This is a genomic window from Tistrella mobilis KA081020-065 (assembly GCF_000264455.2).
Lineage (GTDB): Bacteria > Pseudomonadota > Alphaproteobacteria > Tistrellales > Tistrellaceae > Tistrella > Tistrella mobilis.
This window is the reverse complement of record NC_017956.1, coordinates 288,640-301,672: the sequence shown is the minus strand read 5'-3', so window position 1 is coordinate 301,672 and position 13,033 is coordinate 288,640. Positions and strand designations below refer to the sequence as shown.

Annotated in this window: 11 protein-coding genes; 5 read left to right on the top strand and 6 right to left on the bottom strand. The window is 63.7% G+C overall.

The features are described 5' to 3' along the window. Window positions 1-28: 28 nt before the first annotated feature. The 5 genes from TMO_RS01450 to TMO_RS30160 all read left to right on the top strand — a co-directional run bounded on the left by TMO_RS01450 (window position 29) and on the right by TMO_RS30160 (window position 4,559). Window positions 29-1,336, top strand: coding sequence for a TRAP transporter large permease (locus tag TMO_RS01450; protein WP_014743802.1), 1,308 nt, complete (start codon window positions 29-31; stop codon window positions 1,334-1,336). A 5-nt stretch (window positions 1,337-1,341) separates the two neighbouring features. Next, entirely contained in the window at window positions 1,342-1,890 is a 549-nt protein-coding gene (locus TMO_RS01445) for a TRAP transporter small permease (RefSeq protein WP_014743801.1), read from the top strand. A 111-nt stretch (window positions 1,891-2,001) separates the two neighbouring features. Next, on the top strand, window positions 2,002-2,730 hold the full coding sequence (locus tag TMO_RS32750) for a FadR/GntR family transcriptional regulator (protein WP_014743800.1): 729 nt from the start codon (window positions 2,002-2,004) through the stop codon (window positions 2,728-2,730). A 149-nt stretch (window positions 2,731-2,879) separates the two neighbouring features. Then, complete coding sequence (locus TMO_RS01435) at window positions 2,880-3,149, top strand: hypothetical protein (protein WP_014743799.1); 270 nt, start codon at window positions 2,880-2,882, stop codon at window positions 3,147-3,149. Between the two features lie 108 nt (window positions 3,150-3,257). Continuing rightward, window positions 3,258-4,559 (top strand): glycosyltransferase, encoded by a 1,302-nt coding sequence (locus tag TMO_RS30160; protein ID WP_187297802.1) that lies wholly within the window; start codon window positions 3,258-3,260, stop codon window positions 4,557-4,559. Between the two features lie 55 nt (window positions 4,560-4,614). On the opposite strand, the gene TMO_RS01425 is transcribed toward TMO_RS30160, so the two are convergent. The 6 genes from TMO_RS01425 to TMO_RS01400 all read right to left on the bottom strand — a co-directional run bounded on the left by TMO_RS01425 (window position 4,615) and on the right by TMO_RS01400 (window position 13,023). Beyond that, window positions 4,615-5,916 (bottom strand): polysaccharide pyruvyl transferase family protein, encoded by a 1,302-nt coding sequence (locus TMO_RS01425; RefSeq protein ID WP_051045284.1) that lies wholly within the window; start codon window positions 5,914-5,916, stop codon window positions 4,615-4,617. Window positions 5,917-5,918: 2 nt separating this feature from the next. Beyond that, entirely contained in the window at window positions 5,919-7,385 is a 1,467-nt protein-coding gene (locus TMO_RS01420; RefSeq protein ID WP_014743796.1) for a lipopolysaccharide biosynthesis protein, read from the bottom strand. Between the two features lie 523 nt (window positions 7,386-7,908). Next, entirely contained in the window at window positions 7,909-9,276 is a 1,368-nt protein-coding gene (locus tag TMO_RS01415) for an aspartate aminotransferase family protein (RefSeq protein ID WP_014743795.1), read from the bottom strand. A 55-nt stretch (window positions 9,277-9,331) separates the two neighbouring features. Beyond that, window positions 9,332-10,360, bottom strand: coding sequence for a histone deacetylase family protein (locus TMO_RS01410; protein ID WP_014743794.1), 1,029 nt, complete (start codon window positions 10,358-10,360; stop codon window positions 9,332-9,334). A gap of 39 nt (window positions 10,361-10,399) precedes the next feature. Further along, window positions 10,400-11,371, bottom strand: a complete 972-nt coding sequence (locus TMO_RS01405; RefSeq protein WP_014743793.1) for a 2-hydroxyacid dehydrogenase — start codon at window positions 11,369-11,371, stop codon at window positions 10,400-10,402. Then, window positions 11,368-13,023: an ABC transporter ATP-binding protein gene (locus tag TMO_RS01400; RefSeq protein WP_014743792.1), complete on the bottom strand. Its 1,656-nt coding sequence runs from the start codon at window positions 13,021-13,023 to the stop codon at window positions 11,368-11,370. The genes TMO_RS01405 and TMO_RS01400 overlap by 4 nt, the downstream gene beginning before the upstream one ends. Window positions 13,024-13,033: the final 10 nt, after the last annotated feature.

Sequence of the window (13,033 nt, the reverse complement as noted above, 5' to 3'; positions counted from 1 at the left end):
TGAAGGTCTCGTGCAAGGCCCGGATCCCATGTCCCACGACATCATCCTGCTGATCGTCGCCGGCTGGTTCGTCTTTTTCCTGCTGCTCGGCCAGCATGTCGCCACGGTCCTGCTGGGGACCGGCATCGTCGGCATCCTGCTCTGGACCGGCCCGCGGGTGCTGAACGGCGTGCTCGGCCAGGACGTGTTCTACACGGCGTCGAACTATTCGCTGTCGATCATCCCGCTCTACCTGCTGATGGCCCAGCTGCTGCTCCGCGGCGGGCTGGTGCTCGACCTGTTCCGCGTCGGCCATCGCATGGCCGGCTACCGGCGCTTTCCGCTCGGCGTCGCCACGCTGGTGATCGGCGGGCTGCTGGGCGCGGTCTCGGGTTCGGGGGCCGCCTCCGCCGCCTCGCTCGCGACCCTCTCGGCCCCGGAACTGGAACGTGTCGGCTACAGCCGCCGTTTCGCGATCGGCCTTGCGGCGGTGGCGGGTTCGCTCTCGGCGGTCATTCCGCCCAGCCTGATCGTGATCATCTACGGCGCCATCACCTCGGTGCCGATCGGCGCCCTGTTCATCGGTCTGCTCGGCCCCGGGCTGCTGTGCATGCTGGTCTATATCGGCTGCCTCGCGCTGTTCGAGGAACTGCGCCCGGAAGGTGCCGCCCCCGGCGCCCGCCCCGATCAGCCCTCCGAACTGGAGCGGGGCGCACTCGGGGCCTCGCTGTTCATGATGGCCCTGATGCTGGTGGTGTTCGGCGGGATCTATACCGGCATCATCACCGTGGGTGAGGCGGGGGCCGTCGGCGCCTTCACCGCCCTGGTCGGTCTCACCCTCATGCGCCGGATCGGCTGGCGCGATCTGGCGGCGGCCCTGGCCGACAGTGTCAAGATCTCGGCCATGCTGATGCTGATCGTGATCGGGGCTCAGATCTTCGCCCGCTTCCTGGCCTTCTCGCGCCTGCCCCGCGATCTGCTGGCGCTCGCCGAGCCGCTGGTCGGCTCGCCCGGCCTGCTGGTCGCGGTATTGATGGCGGTGCTGTTCATCGCCGGCATGATCCTGGAGAGCGCCGCGGTGATCCTGCTGATCGTGCCGATCGTGCTGCCGATGCTGGAGGCCGCCGGTATCGACCTGCTCTGGTTCGGCGTGCTGGCCAGCTTCATGATCGCCCTCGGCCTGCTGACGCCCCCGGTCGGCCTTTCGGCCTATGCCGCCGCGGCGGCACAACGTCATCCGGTGGCAGAAGTCTTCCGCCCGGCCGGCAAATTCGCGCTCGCCTCGGCCGTGATCGTCATCGGCGCCACGATCCTCTTCCCCGGGATCGTCACCTGGCTGCCCGGCAACCTTCGGTGAGACCCATGACCAGACTTCACGGCCTGCTCGGCCGCTTCGAATGGGGGCTGGCCTCGATCGGCGCCGGGCTCTGCCTGTTCGCGGTGATGATCCTGACCGTGCTCAGCGTCTTCGGCCGCTATGCCCTGCATACGGATCTCGTGCCGGGCGCCTATAACATCATCGAACGCATGCTCTTTCCGCTGATGGTGTTCTGGGCCCTGCCGCTCGCCCATCGTGACGGGATCTTCCCCCGGCTGGAGGTGATTGCGACCACCCTGCCCCGGCGGGCCGGATCGGCAGTCGCGATCCTGATGCTGGTGGTCGAGCTTGCCATCTTCCTGTTCCTGTTCTGGTACCTCGCCCAGTATGCGGCCACCGGCCTCAGGACCGGGCGGACCATGCAGCTGGGATCGGATTTCTTTCCGGTCTGGCCGTTCATCATGATGGTGCCGCTGGCGCTCGGGCTGATGGCGATCGAGATGGTCTGGCAGATCGCCCTGCATGTCCGCCATTTCGCGACCGGCACGCCGCTGCCTGCGGCAGAGGCCGACCCCACCGCCGGCGGGCAATAGCCCCGCCGGGCGGTTTATGGGTAAATTGCGGAACCGGAACGGCTTTCCCCCGCCCGGCGGTTCGGTTACACCGATGCGGCGCGTTTTCACCCCGGATGCTGGACGGTCGTCATGCTCGAGATCGCGAAACTGAAGATCCCGCCGGCCTATCAGGTCGTCTCGAAGGAGCTCCAGCGCCTCATCGTCGACGGCCGGCTGAAGCCGGGCGAACAATTGCCCAGCGAAACCGAACTCGCCACCCGTTTCGGCGTCAACCGCTCCACCATCCGCGAGGGAATCCGGCAGCTGGAAAGCGAAGGGCTGCTCCGGCGGGAGGGCCGCAAGCGGCTGGTGATCGCCATACCGGGGCAGGAGGACATCTCGCCCCGGATGGAACGCGCGCTGCTGATGCATGACGTGAAGTTCAAGGAACTCTGGGAAGTCGCCCGGGTTCTGGAACCGCTCGCCGCCTCGCTCGCCGCCGCCCGGATCACCGATGCACAGATCGACGCGCTGGAGGTGAACCTGGATGCCACCGCCCATCTGGTGGCGGCGGGGGAGCCGACCGACGGTGTCGATACCGAGTTCCATACCATGCTGGCCGAATTCTCGGGCAACCGCGCGCTGATGCTGTCGCGCGAGCCGATCGGCCAGCTGCTGTTCCGACCCTATGTCGAACTCGGCAAACAGGTGAAGCAGGCCCCCCGCCGCAATCTCGAGGCCCACCGGGCGATCGTGGCCGCCCTGAAACTCAGGGATGCCGACGAGGCATCGACCTGGATGGCCCGCCATATCGAGGATCTGCGCCGCGGCTGGCTGCTCTCGGGCCGGGCGATCGAGGACCGCATCGAAGAACGTTGAGAGGCGGAACATCGACAGACCGGCCGACATGTCGACGAGGGCTTGCCCTTTGACATGTCGCCCGCGAACATCACCTGAAAGGGGAACGGCACCGCCGGACGAACCGCGTCCCGGCACGGATGCCGTCACCACAGGGGATCGATCCGCGGATGGCCGTCTATCTGGTGACCTATGAACTCCGCGCCGAAGGGCAGAGCTACGACCGCCTGCACAAGGCGCTCGCCTCGGTGGCCCATGCCCATGCGCTGGAAGATGCCTGGCTGATCGACCTCGAGGCCTCGGCCGAAATGGTCCGCGGCTGGCTTGCCCAGTATATGGACGACGAACTCGACCGGCTGATGGTGGTCGAGGTGAAGGGGGATCTGGCCGCCCTCAATCTGGGGCGCGGGGCAGAGGCGTGGCTGCAGAAGCGGGTTTGACAACCCGCCATACGTCCAGCCGGAGGGCATGTGGACAGCAGGATGTGGCCGCCGCTACAGTGGGCGCCGCCAGCCCTCGTCCCGCACCGTCGAAAGCGTTATGAACGTATGACCCGTCCGCTGGATCACATGACTGCGGCCAACGCAACATCCGCCGAGCGCGAAACACTTCCACTCAAAAAAGTGAAAGTACTCTATGTCGTGTCCGAGATGCCCATCCCGGCCACGAGCGGCGGAAAGATGGCCCTCACCAATCATTTGCGTGAAGTTGCCACCGATGCCCGGCTCGAAGTCACCGTCCTTGCGATCGATGTTGGCCTGCAGGGGCTGGGCACGATTGAATGGCAGAAGGAAATGGGCATCCAGTCAATCGAGTTCGAGCGCTCGCTGCCCCGGCTGCAAAGCATCCCGGCTATTCTGAAGGCCATAAAGCAGGTCTTGTTCTCTTCTCTGCCAAGAGATCTTGAGCTAAGAGCCAATCCAAAGGCTCTTTCTTTCGTGTCAAATGCCCTTAAAAATCGCACCTTTGACGTAATCGTCATCGATCACTATGGTGGCGTCCCGCTTATCGACGGACTCGAACACGACGTTCCCGTGCTGTATATCGCGCATAATGTCGAACATACAATTACCCGCCAAAAAGTCGATATGACGGGCCGATTCAATCCCCTACGTTATCTCCACTATTGGGAGCATCGCAAAGCCAAGCAAGCGGAGCTGCGCTTGATCAAACAATCAGATCGTATTCTCTGTATCGCCACTACGGATATTCCTGAACTGCGCCGGCTCAAGGGCTCCGATACGGAGAAGGTCAGTGCACTCCCCGAATTCCTCCCGCGCGCGCCAATCCGATGGAAATACTCAGGGACACATTCTCTACTTTTTGTCGGGTCATCCGGTTATTTTCCCAATCATGAAGCGATCCTCTGGCTGGTACAGGAGCTCGCCCCCCGACTCACGACACTAATTCCATCACTCCGAATCATCCTTTGCGGTACATCACAGCCCGATATCGCTGCGGAACGGCACCCCAATGTCCACTATCAAGGCTTCGTGTCGGAGGAAAGGCTGCAGCAGCTTCATCTCGAATGCGACGCATTCATCTGCCCGATCGAACTGGGATCCGGGGTCAAAATGAAAGTGCTTGCTGCACTCGCCCACGCTATGCCAGTGCTCACAACACAGAATGGTGCTGCCGGCCTGCCCTGGATGCCCCAGGATGCAATCTTTGATCGCAGCGACGCCGTGGCGGCTGCAGCCATGATCGCCGGTATGCTGCAAAATCCTGAGGCTCTTGCAGATCTGGCGCAGCGACAGTTCACCGCCTATGAAGACCAACTCCGTCGGCGGGAGGGACTGCTCGCCCACACCATCATTGAGATGGCCCACAAAGATCAGCCCGCAGCCTGATGTCATCACAGCACGCGGTGCTCGAACCAGCATCGCGTGCTGTGGATCAGGCTGTCTAAAGGATCGACGAAAAATTGTCACGGGAGAGGTCTTTTACGGCCCCTGCCCGGCTCTCAACGATCGCCGTGACCTGATCGATTTCATCGACGAAACGAGTCAGCGCCGCTTCAAAGCTGCCCGGTGTGAGATAGCGCTGAGGGGACAACAACATCCAATCGGGCAGGCCGAAATGTCGGTAAAGCCCCTCGAACTTGTCCTGGTAAGTCACGCTGACCGTCGGCGTCCCCTGCCCAAGGCTGCCGATGGCAAGATGCATGCGGCCAGTGACAATGCCGTCCAGGATACCAGCCAGCCCCTTCAGATCCGCGGCCAGATGCATCCCCTCCAGGTAACGTACCCGTTCCCCCAGTCTTCCGCTGATCGCATTGCGGATCGGCTCCAGGCAACGCGCATCACCGAGCTCACCACGATAGTCGTGCGGGAGCAGGAACCACGAAACCGGCCGCTTTGCAGCGACGGCAAGCAATGCCTCCGCTCCGACCCGAACAATCTCGTTCACCTGCTCCGGTGTCGCATTGCGAATCAGCATAGGATGGAGATTGACGCCGATCACTCTGTCGCCGGCAGCCCGCCTCGCAGCAATCCAGTCCGCCTCAGCCTGTGCCGGTTCTGATGGAACGAGCATGAACGCAGAATCCGCGACGAGACGAGCCGGATGCGAGGAAAAACGCCGAAACCGCTCGAGTGAAATCTCGTCCCGCAGGCAGACCTGAACATCAGAATGCATGCGGTCGAACGCCTCGCTGAGTCCCGGATGAGGCGCATTGTTGAAACTGAATCCGAGAATTGTGGCAGGGATCCCGCATCGGCAAGCGAGGTCCATCACCGCTGCAATTCTTGCAGGGACAATCGGACTGTAATAGCCGTCCATAACATCAGCCCCCAAGGCAAAGGCTGCATCGATATCGCCGGCATTCAGGATCTTGACGATTTCTCCCATAAAATCTGGCGCACCCCAGATATCGAGCGGAACCAGCCCTCGCGAGCGAGCAGTGGCAGCGGCGGCTGCCCCCTGGATGACAATAACGATCTCCACCGTCGGACTGACGGACCGACACATGCTGCCGATGGCGGAGATCATTGCATCGTCTCCGAGAGCGCCGATCAGGGTTTCCGTGTCGCTCGGCACAACCAGTACCCTGCGTACAGGACGCTGAACGTCCCGCTGCACCACTCTCGCCGTTGCCTTATCCCAGTCGGAAAGGGTGGCTTCAAACCTGGAGGCAGTTCTCGCCGCCGAAAGTCTCTTCATCAACGGCGTTGGAATGAGACTCTTGACGAGGGCCTTCACCGACATGACTACCTCGAATTCATTCTGTTGCGCACGAAGGTCACAATGGTTTTTACCTGCCTGTACCCCAGGCTGCAACTTATCATGCCATACACAGCGAAATAAGACGCCCCGAGAACGATTCCCATCAGAAATACGGAGTCAATACTTGAAGACAGGTGATCACGAAGCGCATCTACAGCAAGATCCGCCGCCACACAGCCCAGCACCGCCGGCGCCGCGTTCAGGATGACCCTGAGGATCGGGACTTTCAGTTCGCGCGCGGTAAGCCCAAACGAAAAGGGCGTCCCCAAAAACTGCGAAAAGGCCCAGATCATTGCCACATCGGCGACCCCGGCGCTCGGAATGGTCAGAAGAGCGATTGGCGCGGCCAGGTTCTTGATCGCTGACACATACATTACCAGCGACGGCCGCCCCATGGCGCTCAGAAAGGGGCCGTTCATGAACTGGCTGCATTGCACTGCACCCAAGATCATCAGCGGTCGCATAATATCCTCGACCCCCTCCCATTTCGCGCCAAACAGAATCAACGAAATCTCCGGCGAGAGAGCCGCCACGAAGCAGAACACCGGCGCAAACAGGAAATTGGAAATCACAATGGTTTTGAGGTACAGCTCGGCCATCTTGGCCCGGTTATGGGCAATTGTGGACAGCACAGCGAGAGAGGCATCACTCAGCGCCCCTTGCAAAAGCTGCATCATGATCTGATAAACGCGGGCGCCGACAGCATAAAGACCGAATATGGCCACCCCATAGCGGCCGATAACAAAGAACTCGACAAATCTCTGGGCCAGAAAATCGAAGACCCGCATCGTGACGACAGAGAACCCAAAGCGGGCGAGTTCCCGGAATGCCTTGAAGTCGAGCGTAAACGTCGGCTTCCAAACTGGCATTGACCAAAGCCAGATCAGACTGACCAGAATGGTGACATACATCTGCACAACAAGCGCCCAAATGCCAAACCCGGCCAGGACGGTAGCGATAGATGCAGCTCCCGCTATGATATTCGCGACAAACACGCGGAAGGCGAGTGCCTTGAAACGAAGCTGTTTACGATAATTGTATTCCTGAAATTGAGAAAGAGTCGTCAGGGGTGCAATGAAACAGATCGTGGCTAGAACGATCTCAACGCCCTCTACGTTAAGCCAACCGCTCACGATCTCTGCATTCATCGAGACCACAAACGCCAGAGTCAGCGACATGAATAGAGAGAAAAAAAATGGCAAATTGACGTCAGTGTGCTTCATGTTCCGGCGCTGGACGATGGCTTCACCGAAGCCAAAATCCGAAACCATCGCAATAAAAAGCAAAACTATATTCGCCGCAGAGACAACGCCAAAGTCGTGTGGCGTCAGGAGTCGCGCAAGTACGACGAACAAGGCGAACGTAAAGAATCGTCCCCCCCAATTCTGAGCCATCGACCATCCGACACTGCGAGTGGCAGTCTTGCCAATTCCTTCCACAGGCTCAGTCATGCGGATATCCACTGTGTCTCGATCGCATCTTCCGGCAGCGCCCCGGTTGGCGTCCGCTCATTTCCGTCCTGTCAGGGCGCAAGCGGAGCATCGCTAGATAGCATGATCGCGCCGTGAAATGCGACATGTCTCGGCCCCCTGCCGCATTGCAGCGCGACATGGAATACGACACACAACGGAACGACTCATCAAGTTCCTGCACATGATGTCGAAAATATGCGCCAGGCTACACATGGCCGATCAGAGATAGATCACCTCCCTCGGCGAGATCAGGGGGCCGCGGTACCGGGCTCCGCCACGGAAACGCCGGCATCGGCCTGGCCAGAAATCGCGGCCCCGCGCCTACCCGAGGCTGAAAGCCGCTCCCTATGCCTTCGGCCGGAAGTGCGCCCCATCTTTTGGGCTGCAAGGCGCTTCACCCGCAGTCAGACGGATGAAACAGCTCGCTCTCAATGGGAAACGCCCGGCTGTCGCATTCTCGACTGCCGGGCGTGTCCCGTTTCCTCTTTTTCCGTCAAGCGGATCAGAGGACCTCGGCCGCCACGTCGTTCAGCACGGCCTCGAAGCGATCGGCGATCATGTCGACCTCTTCGGCCTTGATGATCAGCGGCGGGCAGAAGGCGATGGCGTCGAGCATGTTGCGCACGATCACGCCACGCGCCTGCAGGGCGGCCGCAACCTTGCCGCCGAGCGCGCCGGGGGCCTCCAGCGCGGTCTTCGCCTCCTTGTTGGTCACCAGTTCGACCGCCGCGATCAGGCCGACGCCGCGGACCTCGCCGACCAGCGGATGACCTTCGAGGGCATGGAAGCGACCGCGCAGGCGCTCACCCATCTCGCGAGCATTGGCGACCAGATCGCGCTCTTCGATGATCTTCAGGTTCTCGAGTGCCACGGCCGAGGCGACCGGATGACCGCCGGCGGTGAAGCCGTGGCCGAGCACGCCGATGCGGTGGCTCTCGTCAGCGATCGGCCCGTAGACCTTCTCGTTGATCATGAAGGCCGAGATCGGCAGATAGGACGAGGACAGCTGCTTCGACATGGTCATGATGTCGGGGCGCATGTCGTAGGTCTGGCTGCCGAACATGTTGCCCGTCCGGCCGAAGCCGCAGATCACCTCGTCGGCGATCAGCAGGATATCGTATTTCGCCAGAACCGCCTGGATCTTCTCCCAATAGGTCGCGGGCGGCACGACCACGCCGCCGGCGCCCATCACCGGCTCGCCGATGAAGGCCATGATGGTTTCCGGCCCCTCGGCCAGGATCATCGCCTCCAGCTCTTCGGCGCGGCGGGTGGCGAAATCCTCTTCGCTCTCGCCCGGGTTCGCGTCCTTCCAGTGATGCGGCGAGCCGGTATGCAGCACGTTCGCGATCGGCAGATCGAAGGAGCGGTGATTGTTGGGCAGACCGGTCAGGCTCGCCGAGGCGATGGTGACGCCGTGATAGCCGCGGACCCGGCTGATGATCTTCTTGCGCTGCGGCTGGCCCATGGAATTCGAGCGGTACCAGAGCAGCTTCAGGATGGTGTCGTTCGCCTCGGAGCCCGAATTGGTGAAGAACACCTTGCTCATCGGCACGGGGGCGAGCGAGATCAGCTTCTCGGCCAGATCGATCACCGGGCCGTTGGACTTGTAGCTGAAGGTGTGGGCGAAGGGGAGCTTCGCCATCTGGCGCGCGGCGGCATCGGCCAGCCGCTTCTCGCTGAAGCCCAGCGCCACGCTCCACAGCCCCGCCATCGCTTCGATGTAGCGGTTGCCGTGGATGTCCTCGACGAAGACCCCGTCACCCTTCTCCAGGACCACCGAGCCGGTCTCTTCATGCCGGCGGGCATCGGTATAGGAATGGAGGTGGTAGGCGATGTCGCGGGCTTCCGGCGAGTTCGGACTGTAGGCCATGATCCGGCTCCTGGGGTGGGATCGGGGGGGAACTGTCGATGAAACGATACGCCGGTCAGCCCAGCGCCGCATCACAGGCGTTGAGGAAGACGACGGCATTGTTCGAAAGCGAGGGGCCCAGATAGCCGCCTTCCTGCACCAGCACGGTGGGCAGGCCCATGCGGGTGATCTTGGTTGCCGTCGCGGCAAAGCCCTCGGCCGTGCAGCGGACCACCGAAAGCGGGTCGTCATGGGCCATGTCGAAGCCGAGCGAGACCACCAGCGCCTCGGCCCCGTAGTCCCGGATCGCCTCCAGCGCCCGATCGACCGCCGCCCCGATCTCGGCATCGCCCGATCCCGGTGCCAGGGTCAGGTTCAGATTGGCACCCGCGCCCTCGCCGCGGCCGGTCTCGTCGGGATAGCCGACGTAATAGGGCACGTAATCGGTGGGATCGACATGGATCGAGGCGAAGAACACGTCGCCGCGCTCGTAGAAGATGTCCTGGGTGCCGTTGCCGGCATGGGTGTCGACATCGATGATCGCCACCTTGCCGAACCGGCGCCGGAGATGATGGGCGGCCGCGGCGGCATTGTTGAAGAAGCAGAAGCCGTTGCTCGCATCCCACGAGGCATGATGGCCGGGCGGGCGCGACAGGCCATAGACCATGCGCTCGCCCGCCATCACCCGCTCGGCAGCGTCCAGCGCCGACTGGGCCGACCAGTAGATCGCCTCCCAGGTGCCCTCGGTCACGGGGCAGGCCGTGTCGGTGGAATAGTAGCCGAGCTGGCCGATCACGCCTTCGGGCCGGCGTGCATCACGCCGTGTGGTGTGATAATTGGGCACGGCCGGGTTGGTGCTCCCGGTCGCCTCCACCCACCGCGCCCAGGCGGTGCGGAAGAAATCGACATAGCCCTGATCATGAACGGCATAGAGCGAGTCCAGGCCGTGATCCGCCGGCGTCACGATCTCGTGGCCGGCACCGGCCAGCGCGTCGCGCAGCAGGATCGCGCGCAGCGGCTGCTCGGGATGGGGAATGAAGGCACCACGGCGGAAATACTGCTCCGGCGCATGGGCGGTCTGGCGGGGGTCGAAGACGACTTTCATGAGGCACACGTCCCGAAAGGAGTGCAGGAACCGGAGCGATCAGTATCCGGCGCCGCGATCGACCGAGGTCTCGACCGGCAACCCCCGGTCCAGACGCTCCGCCGCCGCGGCGATGTGACGGGCAAGCGCCCCGGCATCCGGCTCGCTCGCTTCATGCGGCGTGATCAGAATGCGCGGATCGCGCCAGAAGGGGTGATCGGCCGGCAGCGGCTCGACCTGGAAGACATCGAGCGAGGCCGCCGACAACTGCCCGGCATCCAGCGCCGCCAGCAGATCGGCCTCGATCAGCTGTTCGCCGCGACCAAGCTGGATCAACACGGCCCCGGCCGGCAGTTTCGCGAAGAAATCCGCCGCCAGCAGGCTGCGGGTGTCCTCGGTCAAAGGCAGCAGGTTGATCACCATATCCGCCGCAGGCAGCAGGCGATCGAGCGCATCGGGCCCGGCCTCCACGGTCACGCCATGGGGCACCAGGGCGGGATCCGGCGCCCGGCGGGCCACCGCCCGCACGTCATAGCCGAGGCCCGAGAGCACGCCGGCCGCCACCCGCCCCATATGGCCGAAGCCCAGGATCAGGATCCGCACCTCGCGCGCCGGCTGCTTGCGCAGCTTGCGTCGCCAGACGCCCTCGCGCTGCTGGGCCAGATAATCGCCCATGCTCCGGTGATGCCAGAGCACGTGCCAGGCCGCGAACCCGGCCATCATCCGTGCCTGATCGTCATCCCGCACCCTCAGCACCGGCAGCCCCTGGGGCAGGCTGGGGCAGGCCAGAATGTTGTCGACCCCGGCTGCGATCGACGATACGAAGGCAAGCCTCGGGAAGGGGATGAAGGCATCGGCCGCCGGCTTCCAGGCCAGGGCGAAATCGACCGAGGCCGGGTCCTCCGCCGCGGTGACGGCGTCGACCAGTTCGATATGCGGCGCATGGGCCCGGAAATCGGCGCCGAAGATGGCGCCGAGATCCAGGGTGGCACTCAACCAGACGCAACGGCGCGCCCGCGGCATGGTGGTCATGCGCCGGCACCTGCGGCGAAGCGCTTGAGCGGCGTGCCCGGGCCACGGCCCGGAATGGCCGCCAGCAGGTCGCGGGTGTAGTCGCTCTTCGGCGCGCCGAACACCTCGGCCACCGGACCGAGTTCAACGATGCGGCCGCGCTGCATCACGGCGATGCGGTCGCAGATCTGCGCCGCGACGCGCAGGTCGTGGGTCACGAACAGCATGGACAGCCTGAGACGGGTCTTGAGTTCGGCCAAGAGGTCGAGCACCTGGGCCTGGATGGAGACGTCGAGGGCCGAGACCGCCTCGTCGGCGATGATCAGCTCAGGATCGAGCGCGAGCGCCCGGGCAATGCCGATACGCTGGCGCTGGCCGCCCGAGAATTCATGCGGAAAACGGTCGGCGGCAGAGGCATCCAGCCCCACCACTTCCAGCAGTTCCCGCGCGCGTTTGCGCGCCTCGGCGGCCGACACACCGGCCGCGATCGGGCCTTCGGCGATGATCTGCCCCACCCGCGTGCGGGGATTGAGCGAGCCGTAGGGGTCCTGGAACACCATCTGCACCCGCCGGCGTTCGCGGCGGAGGGCCGCCCCGTTCAGGGTTGCGAGATCGACCCCGCCGATCTCGGCCGAGCCGGTCTCGGGGTCGATCAACCGCACGATGCAGCGCCCGAGGGTCGACTTGCCCGATCCGCTTTCGCCAACGATGCCCAGCGTCTCGCCACGGGCAAGATCGAAGGAGATGTCGTCTACCGCCTTGACCACCCGTGCCTTGCGGGTCAGCCCGCCCTTGCCGTGATAGGTCTTGGTCAGCCCGCGCACCTTGAGCAGGACCTCGCCCTCTACCGGCTTGCGATCGGGCACGCCCATGCCCGGGATCGCATCGATCAGCCCGCGGGTATATTCATGTTCCGGCGCGCCCAGAACCTTCGCGGCCGTGCCGATCTCGACCACCTGGCCATAGCGCATCACGCAGACACGGTCGGCGATCTCGGCCACCACGCCGAAGTCGTGGGTGATGAACATCACCCCCATGCCGTGGCGGCGCTGCAGGTCGCGGATCAGTTCCAGGATCTGGGCCTGGGTGGTGACGTCGAGCGCCGTGGTCGGCTCGTCGGCAATCAGCAGCCGGGGCTCCAGCGCCAGCGCCATGGCGATCATCACCCGCTGGCGCTGACCGCCCGACAGCTGAAAGGGATAGGCGTCGATCGCCCGTGCAGGATCCGGGATGCCGACCTCGGTCAGCAGATCCAGGGCCCGGGCACGCCGCTCCCTGGGCTTCAGCCGGTTATGGCCCTCAAAAACCTCGGCGATCTGCTCGCCCACCCGCATCAGCGGGTTCAGCGCGGTCATCGGCTCCTGAAAGATCATCGCCACGCGGGCGGCACGCAGTTCGCGGAACCCGGCCTCGTCGAGGGCGAGCAGGTCGCGGCCGTCGAACAGGATCTGTCCGCCCGCCGGCTTCACCCCCGGCGGCAGCAGTCCCATCACCGCATTGGCGGCCATCGACTTGCCGGAGCCGCTTTCACCCACCACGCACAGGATCTCGCCGGCCTTCAGGTCATAGCTGACCCCGTCGACCGCGAAGGGCCGGTCGGCCCCCTTGGGCAGGGCCAGCTTCAGGTCGCGGATCGAAAGGAGGACATCCTCGGTCATCTGGGCCTCGGTCATCTGGGCCTCC

What these genes read in the sequence shown, in the direction of transcription:
- TMO_RS01420 (WP_014743796.1), bottom strand. Translation starts at nt 7,385, where the DNA reads ATGACTGAGCCTGTGGAAGGAATTGGCAAGACTGCCACTCGCAGTGTC.
- TMO_RS32750 (WP_014743800.1), top strand. Translation starts at nt 2,002, where the DNA reads ATGCTCGAGATCGCGAAACTGAAGATCCCGCCGGCCTATCAGGTCGTC.
- TMO_RS30160 (WP_187297802.1), top strand. Translation starts at nt 3,258, where the DNA reads ATGACCCGTCCGCTGGATCACATGACTGCGGCCAACGCAACATCCGCC.
- TMO_RS01400 (WP_014743792.1), bottom strand. Translation starts at nt 13,023, where the DNA reads ATGACCGAGGCCCAGATGACCGAGGATGTCCTCCTTTCGATCCGCGAC.
- TMO_RS01410 (WP_014743794.1), bottom strand. Translation starts at nt 10,360, where the DNA reads ATGAAAGTCGTCTTCGACCCCCGCCAGACCGCCCATGCGCCGGAGCAG.
- TMO_RS01435 (WP_014743799.1), top strand. Translation starts at nt 2,880, where the DNA reads ATGGCCGTCTATCTGGTGACCTATGAACTCCGCGCCGAAGGGCAGAGC.
- TMO_RS01415 (WP_014743795.1), bottom strand. Translation starts at nt 9,276, where the DNA reads ATGGCCTACAGTCCGAACTCGCCGGAAGCCCGCGACATCGCCTACCAC.
- TMO_RS01425 (WP_051045284.1), bottom strand. Translation starts at nt 5,916, where the DNA reads ATGTCGGTGAAGGCCCTCGTCAAGAGTCTCATTCCAACGCCGTTGATG.
- TMO_RS01450 (WP_014743802.1), top strand. Translation starts at nt 29, where the DNA reads ATGTCCCACGACATCATCCTGCTGATCGTCGCCGGCTGGTTCGTCTTT.
- TMO_RS01405 (WP_014743793.1), bottom strand. Translation starts at nt 11,371, where the DNA reads ATGACCACCATGCCGCGGGCGCGCCGTTGCGTCTGGTTGAGTGCCACC.
- TMO_RS01445 (WP_014743801.1), top strand. Translation starts at nt 1,342, where the DNA reads ATGACCAGACTTCACGGCCTGCTCGGCCGCTTCGAATGGGGGCTGGCC.